Source organism: Actinoallomurus sp. NPDC052308, from assembly GCF_040679195.1.
GTDB lineage: Bacteria > Actinomycetota > Actinomycetes > Streptosporangiales > Streptosporangiaceae > Actinoallomurus > Actinoallomurus liliacearum.
This window is the reverse complement of the sequence record NZ_JBFAUM010000002.1, coordinates 880,850-902,135: the sequence shown is the minus strand read 5'-3', so window position 1 is coordinate 902,135 and position 21,286 is coordinate 880,850. Positions and strand designations below refer to the sequence as shown.

The 21,286-nt window shown below is 72.8% G+C and carries 15 protein-coding genes; 12 read left to right on the top strand and 3 right to left on the bottom strand.

Annotated features, from left to right (window positions below):
• Nucleotides 1–20 precede the first annotated feature (20 nt).
• From AB0L00_RS10340 to AB0L00_RS10300, 9 genes are all read left to right on the top strand, one after another.
• Complete coding sequence (locus tag AB0L00_RS10340) at nucleotides 21–299, top strand: hypothetical protein (RefSeq protein ID WP_364431085.1); 279 nt, start codon at nucleotides 21–23, stop codon at nucleotides 297–299.
• On the top strand, nucleotides 287–2,218 hold the full coding sequence (locus tag AB0L00_RS10335; RefSeq protein ID WP_364431082.1) for a hypothetical protein: 1,932 nt from the start codon (nucleotides 287–289) through the stop codon (nucleotides 2,216–2,218). The genes AB0L00_RS10340 and AB0L00_RS10335 overlap by 13 nt, the downstream gene beginning before the upstream one ends.
• 326 nt (nucleotides 2,219–2,544) lie before the next feature.
• A complete protein-coding gene (locus tag AB0L00_RS10330) occupies nucleotides 2,545–2,925 on the top strand; it encodes a YbaB/EbfC family nucleoid-associated protein (RefSeq protein WP_364431079.1) in 381 nt (126 codons plus the stop codon).
• 3 nt (nucleotides 2,926–2,928) lie between these two features.
• Nucleotides 2,929–9,987: a hypothetical protein gene (locus AB0L00_RS10325; RefSeq protein WP_364431076.1), complete on the top strand. Its 7,059-nt coding sequence runs from the start codon at nucleotides 2,929–2,931 to the stop codon at nucleotides 9,985–9,987.
• Between the two features lie 79 nt (nucleotides 9,988–10,066).
• Nucleotides 10,067–11,071, top strand: a complete 1,005-nt coding sequence (locus AB0L00_RS10320) for a phosphotriesterase-related protein (RefSeq protein WP_364431073.1) — start codon at nucleotides 10,067–10,069, stop codon at nucleotides 11,069–11,071.
• Nucleotides 11,072–11,081: 10 nt separating this feature from the next.
• Entirely contained in the window at nucleotides 11,082–13,964 is a 2,883-nt protein-coding gene (locus tag AB0L00_RS10315; RefSeq protein WP_364431070.1) for an ATP-binding protein, read from the top strand.
• Nucleotides 13,965–14,351: 387 nt separating this feature from the next.
• On the top strand, nucleotides 14,352–14,735 hold the full coding sequence (locus AB0L00_RS10310) for a thermonuclease family protein (RefSeq protein WP_364431067.1): 384 nt from the start codon (nucleotides 14,352–14,354) through the stop codon (nucleotides 14,733–14,735).
• Between the two features lie 165 nt (nucleotides 14,736–14,900).
• Nucleotides 14,901–15,302: a VOC family protein gene (locus tag AB0L00_RS10305; RefSeq protein ID WP_364431064.1), complete on the top strand. Its 402-nt coding sequence runs from the start codon at nucleotides 14,901–14,903 to the stop codon at nucleotides 15,300–15,302.
• A 173-nt stretch (nucleotides 15,303–15,475) separates the two neighbouring features.
• The gene (locus AB0L00_RS10300; RefSeq protein ID WP_364431061.1) at nucleotides 15,476–16,900 is read left to right on the top strand and encodes a metallophosphoesterase family protein; all 1,425 of its coding nucleotides are present in this window, start codon (nucleotides 15,476–15,478) and stop codon (nucleotides 16,898–16,900) included.
• A gap of 81 nt (nucleotides 16,901–16,981) precedes the next feature.
• Here the strand turns inward: AB0L00_RS10300 and AB0L00_RS10295 are convergent, their stop codons facing one another.
• The 3 genes from AB0L00_RS10295 to AB0L00_RS10285 are packed head-to-tail and all read right to left on the bottom strand — an operon-like array spanning nucleotide 16,982 to nucleotide 18,781.
• Nucleotides 16,982–17,344 (bottom strand): DsrE family protein, encoded by a 363-nt coding sequence (locus AB0L00_RS10295; protein ID WP_345355592.1) that lies wholly within the window; start codon nucleotides 17,342–17,344, stop codon nucleotides 16,982–16,984.
• Between the two features lie 10 nt (nucleotides 17,345–17,354).
• Entirely contained in the window at nucleotides 17,355–18,005 is a 651-nt protein-coding gene (locus AB0L00_RS10290; RefSeq protein ID WP_364431058.1) for a GIDE domain-containing protein, read from the bottom strand.
• 50 nt (nucleotides 18,006–18,055) lie between these two features.
• On the bottom strand, nucleotides 18,056–18,781 hold the full coding sequence (locus AB0L00_RS10285; RefSeq protein WP_364431055.1) for a GIDE domain-containing protein: 726 nt from the start codon (nucleotides 18,779–18,781) through the stop codon (nucleotides 18,056–18,058).
• Nucleotides 18,782–18,870: 89 nt separating this feature from the next.
• Here AB0L00_RS10285 and AB0L00_RS10280 point away from each other — a divergent pair, with 89 nt between their 5' ends.
• The 3 genes from AB0L00_RS10280 to AB0L00_RS10270 all read left to right on the top strand — a co-directional run bounded on the left by AB0L00_RS10280 (nucleotide 18,871) and on the right by AB0L00_RS10270 (nucleotide 21,243).
• On the top strand, nucleotides 18,871–19,356 hold the full coding sequence (locus AB0L00_RS10280; RefSeq protein ID WP_364431052.1) for an FABP family protein: 486 nt from the start codon (nucleotides 18,871–18,873) through the stop codon (nucleotides 19,354–19,356).
• Between the two features lie 497 nt (nucleotides 19,357–19,853).
• On the top strand, nucleotides 19,854–20,270 hold the full coding sequence (locus AB0L00_RS10275; protein WP_345355580.1) for a Fur family transcriptional regulator: 417 nt from the start codon (nucleotides 19,854–19,856) through the stop codon (nucleotides 20,268–20,270).
• A 10-nt stretch (nucleotides 20,271–20,280) separates the two neighbouring features.
• The gene (locus tag AB0L00_RS10270) at nucleotides 20,281–21,243 is read left to right on the top strand and encodes a glycine cleavage T C-terminal barrel domain-containing protein (protein ID WP_364431049.1); all 963 of its coding nucleotides are present in this window, start codon (nucleotides 20,281–20,283) and stop codon (nucleotides 21,241–21,243) included.
• The last annotated feature ends 43 nt before the right edge of the window (nucleotides 21,244–21,286 follow it).

The window sequence follows — 21,286 nt, the reverse complement described above, 5'->3', positions numbered from 1 at the left end:
GAGAGGGTAGCGGGATGCGAGTGCGGGATGTCACCCGATGGGCCGATGTCGGCCTTCCACCGCCGGGCGCCGAGCCGGTGGGCGCCGACGAGATCCGGTTGGAACACATCGAACCGGTGGGCGACGGCGTGCTCCGGTTGGAACGCGTCAAGCCGGTGAGCGACGGCGCGCTCCGGTCGAAACGCGTCGAACCGGTGGGTGAGGGCGGCCCCCGGTTGAAACCGCACCCCTGTTCGGGCGAAGCTTTCTACGCTGTGCCGCACGGAGCACTCAAGGAGTTCGGGACGTGGTCGATGTGACACCCCGCGAAACCCGGTTACTGCAACCGGGTCGCGTCTACGTCGGCTGGCGTTACGCGCAGGTGCACGACGATCCCGGACCGCCGCCCAAGCGGCCGACTCCGCCCGAGGCCGAGCCGCCCGACAAGGAGTGGGTGACGGTCCAGCGGCGCGACGACAAGTTCCTGAACCGTCCGCTGAAGATCGTCAGGATCGCCACGGGCGTCGCCGCGGTGCTCTTCGTCGTCGCGGCGGTCACCGGCACCCTGCCCTGGGCGTTCGCCGCCGCCGGGCTGGTCGCGTGCGTCCTGGTCGTGTTGATCACGGGGTACTCCACGTGGCAGGGCCGGCAGGCGCTGCGCGCCCGCGAGGCCGCCGAGCGGGACCGCCTCGAACGCAAGGAGGAGGAGCGCCGGCGGCGGCTGGAGGTCGCCCACGCCGAGCACGCCCGCGCGTACCGGGAGTGGCAGCACCGGCGGGAGGCGTACGAGTCCCAGCACGAGTGGTACGCCGTCACCCTTCCGCAGGGCGTCGACCGGGTGGACGTCGTCGGCGGCACGCTGGCGGGCTGGTCGGCGACGGTGACGATGATGGGCGCGGCCCGCCTGGCCGCCGGCTCCCACGTCACCGTGCTCGACCTGTCGGAGGGCGCGGTCGCGCGCGAGCTCATCGAACTCGGCAACGACCAGGGCGAGCGGCCTCAGGTGTGGGTGCTGCCCGGGGACCTGCCGCAGCTCGACCTCACCCACGGCCTCGGCTCCGAGGAGCTCGCCGACGTCCTGTCGCTCGTCGTCAGCGTCAGCGAGGAGCAGGGCAGCACCCGCGACCTGTCGTTCGACAACGCCATCCTCGAACGCGTCCTCGGCGTCTTCGGCGGCCGCGCGCCGATCCCCCGGATCACCGCCGCGCTCCGGGCGCTGGCCCAGGTCGGCGACCCGCGCGACGACCTGCGCGACGGTCTCATCACCGACGACGAGCTCGCCAAGATCACCACGATGTTCGGCCGGGGCGCCGCCGACCGCGTCGTCATCGAACGCGCCTGGGCCCTCGAGTCGCAGCTGCGGAAGCTGGAGAAGCTCGGCTCGAGCCCGACGCTGCTCCCGCCCAGCAGGCTGCGCGTCATCGCCACCGACCGCCGGGCCGGGGTGCTGACCAACCGGGTGCTCGGCACGTACGTCACCGCGGCGCTCACCCACGTGCTCCGCGGCTCCGCGCGGGGCAAGCCGTGGGAGCACACCCTGATGCTGTGCGGCGCCGAGAAGCTGCGCGGTGACGTCCTGGACCGGCTGATCGACTCGTGTGAGGCCACGTCGACCGGCCTGGTCCTGCTGTACCGCACGATCCCGCCGCACGTGAAGGAGCGGCTCGGCCGCGGGCACGCCGCGGTCGCCTTCATGCGGCTCGGCAACGCGGAGGACGCCCGGGTCGCGGCCGAGCACATCGGCACGGAGCAGACCGTGGAGGTCGCCGAGCTCACCGAGAAGGTCGGGGACGCGGTGTCCCATTCGAAGGACGAGGCGTACGTCAGCACGGTCGGCCCGGCCGCGCGTATGCCGGTCTTCAACGACAACGAGCCCACCGACGCGGCGCTGCCGGACGGCATCGGCCGCGCCACCGCTTGGGGGGAGAGCACCTCCCTCGCGGCCGAGGCGGGCAAGGGCTCTCGCGAGCTGGCGGTCGAGCCCCAGGAGCTGCAGCAGTTGCCGCCCACCGCGATGATCTTCACGCACGCGGAGTCGACCGGCCGGCGGATCATCCTGGTCGACGCGAATCCCGGCATCATGACGCTGCCGACCGCGAACATCCAGGAGTTCGAGGAGGCCACGGCCCCCTCCCGGGCCCGTCACGCGAAGCCCGACCTGCCGCAGGACGTCCCCCGCCCCGCGCCCAACCTCGGGCCGCCGCCGGAGCGCCTCGACTTCCGGAAGAAGAAGCGCTGACCGGCGGGGCGCCCGCCCCCTTCCGGGTTCGTCGCCTGCCGACCGGGAGACGCGGCCGGCGTCGGCGAACGCGGCCGGACAGGGCCGGGAGCCGGCTGAATTCGTCGTGAACGCTTCGTTCCCCGCGCCGGAACCACGGCCTGCCTGCGTCTTGCCGCCGACGACGTCCGCGCAGGTCACAGGCGTCGGCGTGGCGGCGTGGCCCGGCGAGGACGCGTGGTTGACGAATCCCGAAACCGGGAGAACATCGTTCAGAAAGATCATTTAATCCCTGGACGTCCCGTTTCGGGGTGGCGCGACAGCGGTCGTTTTGGAGGTCGGGGGAAATGCCGGCGTTCGACCATGACGTCGTTGAGAACTACCGGGAACGCCTGGAGAAGCTGCGGCGGTTGCAGCATGACATCCGCGACGTGACCGCGACCGCGCGGACCCGCGACGGGGGAGTGACGGTGACGGTCGGGCCGCGCGGCGAACTGCGCGACCTCCGGTTCGAGCCACGGGCACTGCAGCGGACGAACGCGGGGCAACTGGCCCGTACGGTCCTGGCCCTGGTCGCCGAGGCGACGCAGGAGGCGACCGGCCGGGCGCGGGACATGACCGCGGCGTTCCTGCCGGAGGAGCTGGCCGCCCGGCTGCGCGACGGCGAGGAGGACGTCACGGCGTTCCTGCCGGACGCTCCTCGAACGCCGAAGTCTCCTTGGGAGTGACCGGTGACCGCGGATTACGTCACCGCTTCGCACACCTGGGTCGTCTCCGGTCACGGAGTCGGCGCGGCGGCCGACGCCCTCGCACAGGCCGTCGACGTCCTGTGCGGTGCGCTGGGCGCGCTCGGGGACTGCTGGGGCAACGACGACATCGGGCGCGCGTTCTTCAACGGGGACGACAAGACGGCCGGCTTCGGGGCGTCGCGCGACGCGCTGCTGGCGGATCTCGCGGACATGGTCAACCTGCTCCGGGCGACCGGCGGCTCGTTGATCCTGGCGGGCCACACCTTCCGGCTCGCCGAAGAGGCCGGCACGCTCGGTGCCAAGCTGCCGAAGGGCGCGGACGAGGGCGCGCTCGCCGCGGAGCGGCCGTACCGGCTTCCGGCGGTGGCCGACGCGCTCGTGGAGTCCGATCCGCCGCCGTCGGGGTTCGAGGAGATCCTGTACTTCCTGGAGATCCTCGTCGGCGGGTGCCAGTGGCCGGACGGCAACCTGGACTCGCTGGCCGCGCTGCGGGACGCGTTCTACGCCGCCGGAGGAGCGGTACGGGCCACGGCCGATGAGGTCGGCGGTCACGCCCGGAACGTCTGCGTCAACAACGTCGGGAAGACGGTCGAGAAGTTCGCCACGTTCGCGGCGGCCCTGCGGGGCGGCGGCGAACAGGGCGGTCTGCTGTGGCTCGCGGACGTGTGCAAGGGGCTGGGCGACAGCGTCGACTTCCTGATCCGAGAGAAGAGGGCCGCGCGCGAGCAGTTCGAACTGTCGCTGGTCTTCCTCGCGGCGACGTGGGCGATCGCCTGGGCCATCTCGTGGCTCACCGCCGGTTCCTCCATCGCGGCCGCGACGGCGACCACCGAGGCCGAGGGCTTCGTGCTGAAGACGTTCCTGCAGACCGTCGCCAAGGCCGTGGCCCAGGGCATGTGGTACGCCGGCGGCATGGACGCCGTCGGGCAGTACGCCCGGATCCAGCAGGGCGTCCAGAAGGGGTTCAACAAGGGGGAGTTCTTCAAGGCGATCGGCGAGGGCGGCCTGGCCGGTGGCGTGATGGGCGCCGCCGGCGGGGCGGTCGCGGCCCGGAACACCCGGCTCACCGCCGCCCTGGCCGACTGGATGGGCGCCGCGGGGCTGAAGGGCGCCGGAGCCCGCTTCCTGTTCGCCGGTACGACGGGCACGGCGGGCAACATCGCGGCGCAGGCGGCTCTCGAGGGCGGCCACGTGGACCTCGCCCAGGCCGCCGGGTTCGGCTTCGGCATGGCCGGGATGGGCGCCGCCGGTGAGGCGGGGCGGCACTTCGCGGGCAGGCTCGGTCTCCCCGGCCGCCCCGGAACCGTTCCCGGCGACCCGACGGCCGGCGGGACCGGCGGCGAGGGGCCGGGCTCTCGCACCACACCGCCGTTCGCCGACGACGGCACTCCCAACCCCCGGAACGACTACGTCCACACCTCCGACAGCGGCCTCGGCTACCACCTCAAGGGCGAGGTCATCGCGCGCGACGGCGTGCCGGTGTCCGGCACCCCCGGCGACCACGGCCGGCCCGCCGGCGGCGCGGGCGACCCTCAGACCGGGAGCGGCCAGCCGTACGGCGGCGCGACGCACCCCGCCGGCCGGTCGTACGACGGCGGCCAGTCCTACGACGGTGGTCGGTCCCACGATGGCCCCTCCTCCAGCGGAGGTCAGTCCCATGGCGGCCTTCAGACGCACGGGAGCGGCCAGAGCGACGGCGCCGCGGCCTCCGGGAGCACGAGCCACGCCGATCTCGCCGCCGTGGGCGGCCACAAGGGCGGGGCCGACCTTCCGACCCCGGCGGCCGCGGCCGGGCATTCCGGGGAGGCGGCCGTCCCCCCTGTGCCCGAACCGGCCACGCGACCCACGGTCCTCATGACACCGGGGGACGGGGGCGTGAACGCCGGCCAGCCGCACGGGCCCGGCGGCGCGGCGGTCGCCGGTCTTCCGGGCGGCGATCGCCGGAGCATCGTCGACGTCCTCGGCGGCGCCCCGAGGCCGCCCCGGCATGAGGGTCCGGCTCCGGGAGCCCACGGCGGATCCGGCGCCGAGCCCGGCCGTCCGCGCGGCACGGCGGAGGAACCGTCGTCCCGCTCCGGCGGGGGCGAGGCGTCGCGGATCGAGCGGCTGCTCAACCCATCCCATGAGCCGAACCCCTCCCGTGAGGAGGCGCGGTCGGGCGCGGCAGAGACGCCGTCGAGCCGCACCGGGCACCCGGATGGGACCGGCCCCACGGGTCGTCAGGAGCCCGAGCGGGCCGGGGAGCCCCCGACGCGCCAGGGCCCGACCGAGCCGACCGCCCCCTCGCCCGAGACGCCGACCGCCTCCCGGGCCGAGACGCCGACCGCGCCCCGGACCGGGACGAGTGGCGAGGAGCCCGCGCCGGAGCCGCGGCCCGAGATCCACCCGCCTCGGTACACCGACTACGGCGCGCTGGGCGACGGAACGGCGGTGGAGGGCGCTCGGCTGCCCGCCGACCCGCACGAGGCCGCGCGGCGATGGGCGGAGGACCTTCCCGACTACCTCCCGCCGCGGCTCCGCGCCGAGATCGAGACACGGGTCCGCTACCTGCTCGGCGACCCGAACCCCGACCGGTGGACCGACCTGCTGCAGAACGGCATCGCGTTCGAGTCCCGTGGTCACGTGGTGTGGCTCAAGCCGAGACTCGACGCGTACACGCACGTGCAGCCGCCCGAAGGCGCCCGGCGGTACACGGTCTCCTTCGGCGGCTCCGGCGCGGGGGCGAAGGAGACCGTACGCACGCATCGCGACAACTCCGCCGGGGTCGTCGAGATGCTGGACAACTCCGACGGCCTGGAGCGCGTGAGCCTGCCCGGACCGGGCGTGAGCAAGGTCTCGGGCCGGGCGCACACCGCCACGACCGAGGTCATGGCCGGTCACAAGACGGTGGCGTTCAAACACGACTTCTTCGACTGGACCGTACGGGTGGAGGCCCACGTCGACGGGAGCGAGGCGGGGATCGGCGGAGCCGTCGACGGCGTCTCCCTGACCGTCCCCTTCCCGGAGCAGTTCCACCGAGAAGGTACGCCCGGCGGCGGGGGCGACCGGCCGCCGATGCCCCGCCACCTGGTCGCATCGGACCGGGCGCCCGACGTGCGTAAGCACGATGTGATCGTCACCGCCGTCCAGCCCGACCGGCTGGTGACGGAGTTCCAGCGCCGCGCGTTGCAGGCGGGCATGTCGCCGAAGCGGGTAGCGGAGGTCGTGAACCGGGAACTCGCGAGCCATATCGGTCAGCAGATCCTGCTGAACCGCAGCCGGGACCTGCTGAACGGCGAGCTGACGACTCCGGACGCCACCATCACCTCACGTGTCCTGCGTCTCGAGCAGCTGCCCGCCGGTGACACGCCGATCCGCCAGGCGGTGCTGCGCGACGATCAGGGCCTGCTGACCACGACGAACGACTCCCGGCAGTTCGGCCACAGGTGGAACGTCACCGCCGGGATGAAGCTCGGCGTCGACAATCCGGCGGCGAAGTTCTTCGCGCGGATCGGCGGCAGCTACCAGGGCGGCAAGAACCACGTCCTGTCGTACTCGCACACGACTCTGCCGAAGATCACCCTGGTGCGGAAGGACGAGCTCGCCCGGTACCACGCGATCGTACGGATGGAGGTCCAGACCCGGTTCGGCGGTTTCCCCGTAGACGTCCCGATGGAGCTGGCCGTGCGCGCGTCCGACGCGTCACGATTCGAGAGGGATCTCCTCGGAGGCGTGAAGACGGCGGAGCTCGGCGCGGCTCACCCGGACGGTGACGGTCCCGGGGCCCCCGATCACGGATCGATCGTGCCCGCCGGTCCGGAGCATTCGCCGCCGGTCGCGCCGCACGAGCCGCACCCCGCGGAGCCGGCGCATCTCGCGGCGGGGCACGGGGCCGGGCTGGGCAAGCTGACCGCTCTTCCCGGCTCCGAGCAGGTCGTCCGGGGACTGCGCGACGCGATCGACGAGGCACTGCCGAACCTGCCGGAGCCGGCCCGGCGGCAGCTCGTACGGGACCTCGACGCGCGGTTCGGCCGGTCGGCTCTCGAGGGCGTGTCGCTCTCCGACCTGCTGCACGGCGGCACCCACCGGATCACGGTCGGCGGGCACCGGATCGAGATCTCGCACCGGGCCGAGCTGGGCGAACGCCGGTCCGCCGAAGAGTTCGACATGACGGTGAACGACCGGAAGGTCGCGGGGGCGGGGACGTCCGCCGGGCAGAGCAGGTCGTCGGGCGTCGGCGTGGAGGTCGCCGGGAACGTACGGTTCGCGCTGGGCGAGTTCGGGCTCGACGCGCCGAAGGTCGCGCTGCACGGCGGCGGCAGCCGGTCGAAGACCGTGAGCTTCATGGGCGGCACCACCGAGTACCGCCGGACCGAGACCGACGGGCCCGTCACACAGATCACCAAGGAGATGCGGCACGAGGTCACGTTGCGGGTGCATGACGGCGGGAAGCAGCTCACCGACCGGTCGTGGACGGTGCGCGGAGACGACGTGTCCGCCCGCGTCGTCGTCCCGCAGGAGCACCGCCCGGCGGCCGCGGTCACGCCGGAGGAGGTCGCGAAGGTCGGCCGGGTCGAACGGGTGGACGCACTGCCCGACGACCGGATCGACTTCGCGGGTCAGACCACCGCCGTCTTCCCGAGCATCGCCGCGGCGCACGACCTGCCGTTCGAGGTCGCGCGGGTCGAGGCGGAGGCGAACGGCCGACCGGCGCCGGCCGACCTCCTGGGGATCCCCCCGGAGATCCTGGACGCCACCCGGCCGTCGTCGCTGGAGGCGCACCTCGCCGACCTGACGTCCCGGGACGGGTGGCGGATCCAGGTCACCCAGCCGGGCGGCACCACGCGGGGCGTGACCCTCCGGGCGGGGTTCGGCCGACCGGAGCACGCCGTCGCGCGTACGGGCATCGAGATCGAGCACTACCGGGCCGCCAACTCCCGGATGAGGGTCGGGACGAGCACGGACCTTCGGGTCGAAGGCGAGTTGAAGGCGGGGTTCCGCGGCAAGGTCACCACGGCCCACACCGAGTTCAAGGGCGTCGGTGAGGCCGGCGGGGTGGCCGAGGTGGACCGCCGCAGGGGAACCAGCGCGTACACCGGGGCGAGCGACGTCATCCGGGGCACGTACAGCAGCGGCGGGCTGACCCACTCCTTCAGCGGCTCGGACCTGTACCTGTCGGTCACCCCGGACGTACCGGCCGGGCGGCACGCGCCGACCACGCACCTGCGGGTGCACGGCGGCGCGGAGTTCATGATGCCGGACCGGATCGCCCGAGATCACCACCTGGCCGCGTCGCCGGACGTCCACGGTCACGACGGCGAGCCCGTCGTCGCCCGGCCGGTGAGCGAGCCGCGGACGTACCGGCCCGACCTCGCCATCACCTCCGCGCACGTCGAGCGCTTCGACGGCCGGGACGTGCTGCCGAAGGTCGAGAGCATGCTCGAGGGCCGGGGACTCCTGCCCGAGGGCGACGCCGTGGCGCGGGAGCTGCTCCGGGCGGCGTTCGGCGAGCCGGCCCTGGCCGCGAACATGGCGTCCCTGCGCAGGGGTGTCGTCCAGTGGTACCCGGTCGAGTCGGCGTACGGCTTCACCCGGCACGTGGGCGTCCGCGTCCGCGCGGTGCTGGAGGGCGGGGCGCACACGGCCGAGCGCCCGGACGTCGGCCATATGGCCCGCGTCCAGGGACTGGGTGGCTCCGAGGCGGTCCGGGAGCGCGGCTTCGGCCGGGGCTGGAAGGGTCTCGTACGGGGCACCGCCGAGGGTGCGAGCGGCGGCGGCGAGCACGGCCGGAGCGGCGGCGAGCACGGTCCCGCCGGCGGCCGGCACGGCCACGGCAAGGGCGCCACCGGCGGAGGCCAGTTCGGCGGCGGGCGGATCCACCGGTCCGAGACCGGGCACAGCGACGGTGTCGGCGTGAAGGACATCGACCGGCGGCAGACCCGGGAGGGCTCTCAGGAGTTCACGCACGGGCTCCGGTACGAGATCGAGGTCGTCGAGTCGAAGGAGCCGCCGCACGGCCTCGAACACGGCGTCAACGCCATCCGGCGCGGCGCGGACGCGCTGACGCGCCTGACCGGCAACGATGTCGCCTCGCGGTACTTCGACCGCCATCTGTCGGTGGAGACCGAGACCGCCACGGTCGGGGGCGGCGTCCGGCTGGTCGTCCCGCACCACCTCACCACGGTCGCCGGCGAGGGCGCCGACGTGCCGGGCTGGGAGCCGGTCACCGGCCGGTTCCCCCGGTGGTCGGACCACACGCCGCCCACCGAGGTCAACCGCGCCCTCGGCGGCATGGTCGGCCGCATCTCCTTCCCGGGCGCCGAGGTGGTCCACGAGTACGCGCCGCTCGCCGCGCTGCCGCCGGAGCGTCGCGGCCCGGTCCCCGCGCGGACCGAACGCCCCACCGGGTTCGAACTGAGCCGGCCGCAGGGCATGACCCTCTGGCGGCAGACCGATTCGGCGACGCTGATGTCGGAGGTCACGTCGCTGCTCGACCACACGTACGAGGTGGCCGGGCTGCGGCCGGAAGAGACCGTCACCGTGGGCATGAACGTCGTCGGCCTGAAAGAGGACGCCCAGGCACTGCTCAAGCGGCGGGAGTACAGCCAGACCGCGACGACGCAGCGGGACGGCGTGACGACGGCGACGGACGCCGGCCTGCGGGGCGGTGGGTCGGTCGGTTCCTCCGGAGGCCACGGCGGCATGGCCTCGCACGGTCGCGGCAGAGGGTCGGCCGTCGCGGGCGAGGCGGACGGCTCCAACATCCGGGAGCGCAACATCGAGGTCACCGACCAGAACGTCATGTACTCCGCCGACGTCGTGCTGGTGTTCCACCGGGAGGGCGCCCGGGACCTGCTCGTCGACGTCGCGGACGCGCTGCACATCAGGCTCACCGAGGACGCCGCAGCCGAACTCGACCGCCGTCACCCTGGGCTGATCCGCCGGCCCGCCGGCATCGAGAACCCGCCGGCGCCGAAGTCCGGCGGCCTCCTGGCGTCCCCGGGAGGCCGGGAGGCGGAACCGGTGCCCCGCCCTGAAGAGGGGCGACCCGACACTCCGTAAAGTGATCATTGACGCCGATCCGGTACCGGGCCTAGGTTCCCTACCGACCGGTTGGTATGTCTTGAGGAAGGACCGTTCATTGTCCACTGTCGAGACCGTTGGCGGTGCCGTCGACGTCGCCGAGCTGGGGCGGACGTTGATGCACGAGCACGTCTTCGTCCTGTCCACCGAGTACGCGCAGAACCACGGTGCCGGCGCGTGGTGGGACGAGGAGGAACGCGTCGACGACGCGGTGGCCAAGCTCCGCGCCATCGTGGCCAAGGGGATCACCACGATCGTCGATCCGACGGTGTGGGGCCTCGGCCGTTACATCCCGCGTATCCAGCGGATCGCCGAGCAGGTGCCGGAACTCAACATCATCGTCGCGACCGGGCTGTACTCCTACGACGCGCTGCCCTTCCAGTACGAGAACCGGGGACCGGGGCTGCTGGTCGACGTGCCGGAGCCGATGGTCGAGGACTTCACCCGTGACATCGTCGAGGGCATCGGGGACACCGGCGTCAAGGCGGCGTTCCTCAAGTGCGCGATCGAGGCCCAGGGCCTCACGCCGGGCGTCGAGCGGATCGCCCGCGCCGTCGCGCGCACCCACTGCGAGACGGGCGCGCCGATCACCGTGCACACCTCGGGCCCGGCCCAGACGGGCCGACTGGCCCTGGCCCTGTTCCGCAAGGAGGGCGTCGACCTGTCCAAGGTGGTCATCGGGCACGCGGGGGACAGCAACGACCTCGACTACCTGATGGAACTGGCCGACAGCGGGGCGATCCTCGGGATGGACCGTTTCGGACTGGACATCTACAACCCCACACCGGACCGCGTCCGTACGATCGCGGCCCTGTGCGGGCGCGGATACGCCGACCGCATGGTGCTCAGCCACGACGCGAGCTGCTTCATCGACTGGCTGGGCGGCAACCAGGAGCAGGTGCGGTCCGCCGCCATGCCCAACTGGAACTACGAGCACATCAGCGACGACGTGCTGCCCGCGCTGGTCGAACTCGGTATCTCCGACACGCAGCTCGACCAGATGCTGGTCGGCAACCCGCGGCGGTACTTCACCACGGCTGGCATGGCGGGCCCGGCCCTGTAATCCTTCCGGTGTGGCAGGTGTGACAGGGGGACTCAAGGGGCCGTGGTACCGCATTCAGGCGATCCTGTCGCCCGCGCACACCGCGTCGGCGGAGTGGGACTTCGTGACCGTGCTGCCGGCCGTGCTGTCCGCGGCACAGAGCCGGCGGCCGTTCGTGGTCGGCTGGATGTCGCGGGGCGGCGGGGCGCCGCTTCAGCTCATCACCAACGCCGGGCCGCTGCACCTCACGCACGACCGGCAGCAGGGGCTGCTGTTCCCGCACGGCGCCCGCGGCGTCCCGATCGGTGACGACTGGCTGGACGACGCCGCGGCGATGACGTGGAGTCGTTGCCCGGCGCGGCTGGCGCCGCCGTTGGCCTCGTCGCGGGCGGACGCCGGGCCGAGCCTGTTCGAGTCGACGCTCGTGACGCTCATGAACCGGCCGTTCGGCTGGCTCGTCATCGCCGAGCAGTGCGGCGAGCAGGTGCTCCGCGACCAGGTCACCGACTTGCAGTACGAGCTGCAGATGCGGCGCCGGGGCGACGACGAGCTCGCCATCGAGCGCCTCGAGCGGCGGATGGCCGAGCTCGACGCCTTCCAGGAGGGCGGCCTGTGGAACGTCCGGGTCCTCGCGGGCGCGGAGTCGGCGGAGGCGCTCGAACAGATCGCCCCGGTGCTCGTCGGTTCGGTGGAGATGAGCCACCACCCGTACCGCCTCCGCTCCGGCGAGCGCCCCGTGCGCTTCCACGAGGCGGTGCACGTCGACACGCAGGACCGGGACCTGCGGTCGCCGTTCGTCGCGACCGCGGGCGCCCTCTCCGCGCTGGCCGGGCTGCCGCGCCGCGAGGTGCCGGGCCTGCGAGTGCTCGACGCCGGCTACTTCGACGTGACCTCCGAGGTCGGCGGCGAGCCGGCGGCCGACGGGGCCGGGGTCGCGCTCGGCGCGATCCTCGACGGCCAGGACCGCGGGGTCGGGACCTTCACGGTGCCGCTGCAGACGATCAACCGCCACGTCTTCGTCACCGGGTCCACCGGGTCGGGCAAGTCGCAGACCGTCCGGCACCTGCTCGAACAGCTCACCCGAAGCGGCATCCCCTGGCTGGCCATCGAACCGGCCAAGTCCGAGTACGCCGCGATGTCCGGCCGCGTCGGCGCGCCGGTCACCGTGATCAACCCGTCCGACCCGGCCGCGGTGCCCCTCTCGGTGAACCCCCTCGCGCCCGAGCCCGGGTACCCGGTGCAGGCGCACATCGACATGGTCCGCGCGCTGTTCCAGGCGGCGTTCGACGCCGAGGAGCCGTTCCCGCAGATCATGTCGCAGGCGCTGCAGCGCGTGTACGAGGCGAACGGCTGGGACGTCGTCACCGGCCGGGGCCGTCCCGGCTCACCGATCGAACCGGGCGTCCCGACCCTGGAGCAACTGCAGGACGCCGCCCTCGACGTGATCGGCGATGTCGGCTACGGCAAGGAGCTGATGGCCGACGTGCGGGGCTTCGTCGACGTACGGCTCCGGTCGCTGCGCATCGGCTCGGCGGGCCGGTTCTTCCAGGGCGGCCACCCGGCCGACATCGAAGGGCTGCTGAGCCGCAACACCGTCCTCGCCATCGAGGACGTCGCCAACGACGAGGACAAGGCCTTCCTCATGGGGACGCTGATCATCCGGATCGTCGAGCACCTGCGGCTGCGCGCCCGCAGCGGGCGGACGCCGAGCGGCCTCGGGCACGTGATCGTCATCGAGGAGGCGCACCGCCTGCTGCGCAACCGCGGCGAGAACAGCGCCGGCGCGCACGCCGTCGAGCTGTTCGCCGGGATGCTCGCCGAGATCCGCGCGTACGGCGAGGGCATCGTCGTGGCCGAGCAGATCCCCACGAAACTGGTCCCCGACGTCGTCAAGAACACCGCGCTCAAGGTCGTCCACCGGCTGCCGGCCCACGACGACCGCCGCCTCGTCGGCGCCGCCATGAACCTCGACGACCACCAGTCCCGCGAGGTCGTGTCGCTGCCGCCCGGTGTCGCCGCCGCCTTCGCGGACGGCATGGACCGGCCCGTACGGCTCCGCGTCCCCCTCGGGCAGGACCGGGAGCGCGTGCTGCCCGGCCCCGTCCCGCCGGTCGCCGGCCGCCGGTCGGCCGCCTGCGGTGGCGCGTGTCGCGACGGCCGGGCCTGTTCGCTGTACGAGCTGCGGGAGGCCGACCTGCTCGCGTCGGCCACCGCGTGGGCGTGGCTCCGGGTCTGGGTGGACGCGCTGGTCTTGGCGCACGTGGCCGACCGCCCCACGCCCGCCGTACCGGCCGACCTCCGCGTCGAGTGGGCGGCGCAGCCCGCCCGGCTGCGCGAGTGCACGCTCGCGACCGTCCTGGACCGCGCCGTCGGCCGCCGTTCGGCGGCGCTGCGCACCGCGTACGCCCCGGAGAAGCTCACCGCCACCGTCGCGGGGGCCGCGGACCGGCTGCTCGGCGGTGACGCGGGCCTGGCGGGCGTCCGGCCCGGCGCCGAATGGGTGATCCCGCAACTACGTTGGCTGCACGAGATGGACCGGCTGTTCCCGGCCGGCCAGGGCGTGCCGGACAAGTACGCGCCCGCGCCCCCGCTGGACTACGAGCTGCCAGGGCTGCGGCAGCCCGCGGAGCCGCTGTTCGGCCACCGGGTCCGCGCGCTGCGCCGGCACCCCCTCTCGATGGCCCTGGACGCGAACCGGCCGATCGCCCGGACGGCGATCCTCGGCGGCGACGACCACGCCGAGTTCGACCGCGACCTCGCGGTGGTCGCGATCGGCGTCGACGCCGACGACCGGCTGCGGCACGTCGCAGAGGTGATGCGGGCGGCATGGCTGCCCCACGTATTGTCCTGGCCGGACACCCTCATCGCCGGCTTCGCGGACCCCGACGGCGCCCCACCCTTCCCCACCCCCTGACCCGCCGAGCCCCCCAGCCCTCCCACCCCCCCGGGGACCACTGCCCCCACCCCCGTCGCCGCCACCGGCCCCGCACGACGCCCCGCTCGCTGTCCGGCACCGCCGGTCGGCGTAAACGGCGGTTGGCGACTGTCGGTGCGCCGGCGGACACTCCTCGTCATGAGGAGATGGGCTCTCGTCGGAGCGGGGACGCTCGCGGCGCTCTGCGCCGTCCTCGCGACGGCCCCGGGGCGGACCACCGCACGGCTTCTGGAGGACGCCATGGGGGTGAGTGGAATCCATTCCGGACCACCGCCTGCAGGGCGGAGCGCCGGGCGGTTGCCGGAGGGTGCCGTGGGGGTGGGCGGAGCCGGTCCCGGGCCGCCGTCCGGGGCGGGGGTCGCGCGCGTGTTGCGTGTCGTCGACGGGGACACGCTCGTGCTGCAGGTCGGGGGCCGGGGCCGGCGGGTCCGGCTCATCGGAGTGGACGCGCCGGAGACCTGGACCCGCCATGACTGTTTCGGCGTCGAGGCGTCCCGTGCGCTCCGCCGGCTGGCCCCGGTCGGCGCCGAGCTGCGCGTCGTGGCCGACCGCGAGCCGTACGACCATTTCGGCCGGCGGCTCCTCCACGTGTGGACGGGCAACGGCCGTCTCGTCACCGCGGACCTGGTGCGGAGCGGATTCGCCCGCACGCTGGTCATTCCGCCCAACACCCGCTACGCCGCGGTGCTGGGCGCGGCGGAGGCCGTGGCGCGCCGCGCGGGCGCGGGGTTGTGGGGTGCCTGCCGGTGATCCGCCGTGACCGACCCCGCCCCGTTGCCGAGCCGGCGGGGCGGCGGTCCGCGCTCCGGCATCGGCCTCCGGGGTGTCTGTCCTCGATCAAGGTGACCGCTCGGGAACTTATTCAGTACGCTGTACGTCGTACGGTGTACGGAATAACTGTGAAAGGGGAGTCCCATGCAGGTCACTGCGTCAGCGGTTTCGCTGACCGTCGATGACGTCGCGGCGTCCGCCGCCTTTCTGACCACGCACTTCGGGTACGAGGAGGTGATGTCCGCCGAGGGGTTCGTCTCGCTGCACCGCGACGACGACGCGATGGACGTGGTCTTCCTGCGGCGGGGGATCGAGGTGCTTCCGGAGGGCTTCCGGGACCAGCACGCGGCCGGGCTCATCATCGCGCTCGTGGTCACCGACCTCGCCGCCGAAGAGGCCCGCCTGCGCGCGGAGGGGGTGCCGATCACGATGCCGCTGCGCGAAGAGCCGTGGGGGGAGCGGCTGTTCCAGGTCACCGACCCGAACGGGGTGGTCGTGCAACTCGTCGAGTGGGTCACCCCGAGCGGGGAGAACGCGCCTCGATAAGGCTGGGCGTCACCTTTCCACAGCATGTGGAAAACCCCGGGCCCGCGAGCGGATCGCTCGCGGGCCCGGGGCCATGACCGACGTCGACCAGTGATGGCCGGGTGTGGCCTGACTCGGGTGTTGTCGCTGTGCCGCTATGGACCTGAGCTTCGTGGCGGCCTAGCGTCCGGCCCATGTTCTGCTGTCGGCCCGGCCGTCGGGACCTGCTGCGCCTGAGCGCGATCGTCTCCGGGTTCGCGCTCACCTCCATGATCGGGGAGACGCGGGCGCGCGCGTCCGACGTACGGCCGGTCAACCTCGAACTCGTCACCCTCACCGAGACCAGCGCCATCTTCACGTGGTACACCGGCGTCGCCGGAACCGACGACGGGCTCGGGCGGATGCGGCCCGCCGCGGCCGACGGCGAGATCAGGATCGGCACGCGGCCGGGACGGCTGACCCGCGTCGTCGGCGGGATCGGCCAGACGCCGTACCACTACGTCGAGGTGACCGGCCTGGAGCCCGGCCGGACGTACTACTACCAGGCGCGCTCGCGCGGGCGGACGGCGTCGCAGACCTCGGTGGCCGGAGCCGCCGGTACGCCGCTGGGAGGCGACACCTTCTCGTTCACGACGCCGCAGCCGCCGCCCGGACGGTTCCTGTTCGCCATCGCGCTCTGCAACGATCTGCACCTGGGCGAGACCGTCGCGGGGCTGATCGGCGGCCTGCCGTTCAAGGGCATCTCGCAGGTGCCGGGACGGCCGCCGTACCCGAAGATCATGGCGGAGGCGATGGTGCGGGACGCGCGGCGGCGCGGCGCGACCTACCTCCTCGCGGCCGGTGACGTCTCCTCCGAAGCGGTGCCCGGTGACCTCGATGAGGCCAAGCGGATCCTCGACGGCTTCGGCACCTACCGCCGCGACTACCTCGTCGCCCGCGGCAACCACGACCGCGCGCACGACGGCTCCGCGTACGCCGCCTGCCAAGTCGGCCGGTGGCAGGGGCACGACTGTTTCCGCGACGTGTTCTCCGACGGGCCGACGTACTTCAGCGACGAGCTGAGCGGCCTGCGGGTCATCGGGCTCGACACCTACGACAAGCCGGGCAACGGAGGGGACGCGGGCGGCCTGTCCCAAGAGCAGTTCGCCTGGTTCGAGGCCGAGCTGAAGGCGCACAAGGACCAGCCCACGATCGTGTTCGGTCACCACCCGCTGCTGTCCCTCGACGACCCGCTCGCGGTCACTGGCGGCACCTCGCTGAACGCCGGGCAGACGGTCGCGATCATGGCGGCGTACGACCGGACGCCCGGGGTGTTCCTGCACCACGCGGGCCACACGCACCGGAACAAGCGGACGGTGCTGCCCGGCAGCCGGTACGTGACCCAGCAGGAGGTGGGCGCGACCAAGGAGTACCCCGGCGGCTTCAACCTGCTGCGCGTGCACAGTGGCGGGTTCGCCCTGAACTTCTACAAGACCCGTGACGACCTCGCCAGGGAGTGGAGCGAACGCAGTCGGCAGGAGATCGACGGGCTGTGGCCGCAGTTCTCGTTCGGTCCGTCCGTCTCGGACCGCAACAGCGTGACCGCCCGCGACCTGTCGGGCCTGCGCGCGGCACACTGACGCCTGCCCCGGCACGCTGACGCCTGCCTCCGGCCGCACTGGCGCGTGCCGCTGCGGGACGCGGACAGGGGGCGTCCGGTGTCAGTAGACGAGGGCCTGGGCGCCTTCGGTCATGATCTCTTCGACGAAGGTCGGCGCGCCCGCGATGCGGATGCCGGGCAGCACCTCGTCGTCGGTGATGTCCCGGCGCGCCGCGCACTGCGTGCAGACCGTGACCCGGCCGGCCGACAGCACGATCCCGAGCAGGTCCTCCAGCGGGGTCGCGTGCGGCAGTTCGAACTCCTTGGCCCGGCCCGGCAGCGCGAACCAGGATGATTCGCCGGTCAGCCAGAGGGATACGGTGACGCCGCTGGCGACGGCGGCCGCGGCGACCGTGAACGCCTGGTTGCAGCGCTCGGGCGCGTCGGCGCCCGCCGTCACCTTGATGACGAGTGATCGTGCCATATCCGGCACACTAGTCGCCCGGGCCGGAAACCGGCACGCTCCGCGAGATGATCAGTGGCCGCAGTCCGCTCTTACCAAGAACAAGGTCTCCCAATTCGGTACGAGCGGCCCCCACGACCCGGAGCGGCTCACCGGCCGCGACGACGCGTTCCTCCACGAGGAAGCCGATCGTCCGGTCGCGGTGCCGCGGGCGGGGAGGCGCGCCCAGGAGCGCCGCGAGGCGCGCGGCCAGCGGGCCGTACGGCGAGTCCTCGAACTCCGCGAACGCCGGCTCGCCGAGCTCCAGCTCCGCGCCGCGCGCGTCGACGCGTACGGCGGCGGTCTCCCCGGTGACGTGCAGCGGCCCGCTGATCAGCTCGGCCGTCGTCGAGTGGCGGACGACCTTGGTCGGGCCGAGGGGGCCCGGCCGCCAGGCCCAGTAGCGCTCGGAGACGGTGATGGAGTACCAGACGCAGGGCCGCCCCGACAGCGGCGCCGTCACCGGTCCGGCCGGGCCGGCGACCGCGCGCCCGCTGACCTCGCGGGGCGCGCCGGGGAGGTTGTCGGTGAGGGGTTCGGCGGCGTCCATGGCCCGCCGGCGACGGGCCTTCCCGATCGTCTTGGCCATCGCGTCGGCGCCCGCCTCGACTCCGGCCGTGATCAGTGTCATGAGCGCGTACAACCGTCCTCCTTGGACCCGGGACCATCAGACGCGGTGAGGGAACGAGCGGTTCACCCGTTGATCAAGTTCACCACAAGCCAGATCAGGCCGCCGACGATGACCGCCCCGCCGAGGATGTAACCGGTCAGGAAGCGGATCCGCAGTGCGGACGACAGTGCCTCCTCCGACCGCGTCGAGATGAGGAACGGCCCCTCGGCGGGGTCACGCATGACGAGCCGCCCGTTCTCCGCCGCCGCTCCGCCCAGAACGTACATCGGCTGGCCGGCGGGGATGAGCCATTCTTCGTACTGGTGGCCCTTGACGTTGCTGAGGTTGACCCGCAGGCGCAGGCCGAACAGGTCGACGTCGGTGCCCGCCCGTTCGAAGTGCGACAGGGACTTCGTGACATTGTCGATCGACCGGCCTCCGTGGATCACGACGATCTCCCCGGTCGCGTCGCGGACGCTGAACGGCGCTCCGTACGTCTTGTCGTGCACGGTCCGCTCGCGCGTCGTCGTCACGGTCCTGCCGTCGCGCTGTTCATGGTGTTCGTAGCGGACCGTCACCTTGGTGCGGTGCCAGACGCACGGCTGCCCCGAGAACGGCGCCTGGACCGGCCCCTGCGGCCCCGGCCCGGCCGTGCCCTTGACCTCGCAGGTGACGGGCTGGGCGTACTCGGCGATCTCAGCGCAGGTACGGGTCGGCGTCGCGAGCATCGCGTCGCGCTTGCGCTGCTGGACGTACGCCCAGATGAGCGCCGCGACACCGAGAAGAACAAGGATCGAGGGGTAGAGCACGCCGATACCTCCGAGGGATCATTCCGGGCATCATCCTGCATTCCGCGCGGTGTCGTCGCTCCGGGCAGGGGCCACTACGCTGGCCGAACATGGAACCTGAGCTGCATCCAGACCTCGAACCGTTGGCGTTCCTCCTCGGAGACTGGGAGGGGGCCGGGGTCGGCGGCTATCCGACGATCGAGAGCTTCCGTTTCGGACAGGAGATCTCCTTCAGCCACATCGGCAAGCCGTACCTCATCTACACGAGCCGTACCTGGCGGTTGGACGAGGAGGGCAACCTCGCGGCTCCCCTCGCCCGCGAGAGCGGTTACTGGCGCGCGCACCCGGGCGGGAAGGTCGAGCTGGTCCTGGCGCACCCGACGGGCATCGCGGAGATCTACGTCGGCCAGGCGGCGTTCAACCGGGTCGAGCTGGTCACGGACGTCGTGGCGCGCACGGAGACCGCGAAGGAGTACACCGCCGGCAAGCGGCTGTACGGGCTGATCGGCGAGGATCTCGGCTACGCGTACGACATGGCGGCGGAGGGGCAGGGCCTGCAGTCGCACCTGTCGGCCCAGCTCAAGCGCGTGTCCTGAGCCTCATCGGCCCAGCTCGAGCGCGTGTCCTGAGCCTCAGGGGGAGCCGGGCCGGAGCCGTCCTGTCGCGGGATCGTTCCGGGAGAATCCACCGGGGAACCGGACCGGCTCCCGGGAGCGACCCATGGCGCCGGAGGGCCTGCGGCCGGGTCGTCCGGAGAAAAGGACGACCCCCGGGCTGCTCCTGCTCGCGCAGGGGTCGACAGGACTGGGTCGACCGGCCCGGGGGTCGGGTGTCTGCCTGATATTCGCCGGCCGCGTCCTCGGCCGGTCGCCTCACCCGCGTCGGGGCGAGGCTGAGGGGGGACAGCGGCTAACGGACAGCCACCTCACGAGTCCTCGTACTATGCATAAGTTTCGGACCACCTCCTTTCCCGCTTAGCCCGCAGATTAGGTTCCCGCCGAGCCGATGGCAAGTGGATTTTCCGGAGGTTTCGCCTCGCCGGTCGATCGTGAGGCCCGGCGGGAAGGCGGCCGGGGGACATAAACTCGGCGTCGTGGCGGAACCATGGCACGAGGAGCTGAGGGCGCGGGGCTACCGCGTGACCCCGCAGCGCCAGCTCGTGTTGGAGGCGGTCACCGCGTTGCGTCACGGCACCCCCGAGGAGATCTGCACCGAGGTGCAGCGGACCGCGCGCGGCGTCAACATCTCCACGATCTACCGGACCCTGGAGCTGCTCGAGCAGCTCGGGCTGGTCAAGCACACCCACCTGGGGCACAAGCCGCCGACCTACCACCTGGCCACCGAGGCGGACCACGTCCACCTGGTCTGCCGGGGCTGCGGCGAGGTCTATGACGTCACCCCGACCGTCGCGAACGGACTGGTCGACGTCCTGGAGCGGGAGTACGGCTTCGAGACCGACGTGCAGCACCTCACGGTCTACGGCCGCTGCCGCGACTGCCGGAAGACGTAGTCTTACGGTCATGGACAGCCCGCTGTTGAGCACGCCCGGGGCCGTACCGGCCGATCCGCCGGATGAGGGTGTCGCCGCGCACTATGGCGAGCCGTTCGCCGAGCAGCGCGCCCTCGCGTCGGGGGCGGCGATCGTCGACCGGAGCAACCGCGGCGTCGTACGGCTCGGCGGGGCGGACCGCCTGCGCCTCCTGCACAGCCTGACCAGCCAGCACCTCGAGGCGCTGCCGCCGCGCACGCCGACCGAGGCCCTGCTGCTCAGTCCGCACGGTCACGTGGAGCACCACCTGGCCCTGGTCGACGACGGCGAGGCGGTCTGGGCGCACGTCGAGCCGGGCACGGCGCCGGAGCTGGCGCGCTTCCTCGACATGATGCAGTTCACGCTGGACGTCGAGGTCACCGACGAGTCCGACGCGTACGCCGTCGTCACGCTCAGCGGCGCCGAGCCGCCCGCGGACGCCCTGGTGACGACGGACGGGCTGATCGTGCCCCGCAAGGAGCTGGAGCGCGACTGGCAGGCGCGGCCGGCGGGCCTGTGGGCGTACGAAGCGCTGCGGATCGCCGCGCACCGGCCCCGGTTCGGGCTGGACACCGACCACCGGACGATCCCGCACGAGGTCGGCTGGATCGACGTGGCGGTCCACCTCGACAAGGGCTGCTACCGCGGCCAGGAGACGGTCGCGCGGGTGCACAACCTCGGCCGCCCGCCCCGGCGGCTGGTGTTCCTGCACCTCGACGGGAGCGTCGACCGGCTGCCGGCGCACGGCGAGCCGATCGAGGTCGGCGGCCGTACGGTCGGCTTCGTCGGCTCCGCGGCCCGGCACTACGAGCTGGGCCCGATCGCCCTCGGCCTGATCAAGCGCAATGTCCCGGTCGACGAGCCGCTGCTGGCCGGAGGGGTCGCGGCCGCGCAGGAGGTCGTCGTCTCCCCGGACACCGGAGCCAACGCCAAAATCGATCTTCGACGCCGATAAGTCCGTAAATCGCCGAGAACCGGATCATGATGGGCGGCGCACA

What these genes read in the sequence shown, in the direction of transcription:
- AB0L00_RS10330 (WP_364431079.1), top strand. Translation starts at nt 2,545, where the DNA reads ATGCCGGCGTTCGACCATGACGTCGTTGAGAACTACCGGGAACGCCTG.
- AB0L00_RS10305 (WP_364431064.1), top strand. Translation starts at nt 14,901, where the DNA reads ATGCAGGTCACTGCGTCAGCGGTTTCGCTGACCGTCGATGACGTCGCG.
- AB0L00_RS10300 (WP_364431061.1), top strand. Translation starts at nt 15,476, where the DNA reads ATGTTCTGCTGTCGGCCCGGCCGTCGGGACCTGCTGCGCCTGAGCGCG.
- AB0L00_RS10295 (WP_345355592.1), bottom strand. Translation starts at nt 17,344, where the DNA reads ATGGCACGATCACTCGTCATCAAGGTGACGGCGGGCGCCGACGCGCCC.
- AB0L00_RS10280 (WP_364431052.1), top strand. Translation starts at nt 18,871, where the DNA reads ATGGAACCTGAGCTGCATCCAGACCTCGAACCGTTGGCGTTCCTCCTC.
- AB0L00_RS10270 (WP_364431049.1), top strand. Translation starts at nt 20,281, where the DNA reads ATGGACAGCCCGCTGTTGAGCACGCCCGGGGCCGTACCGGCCGATCCG.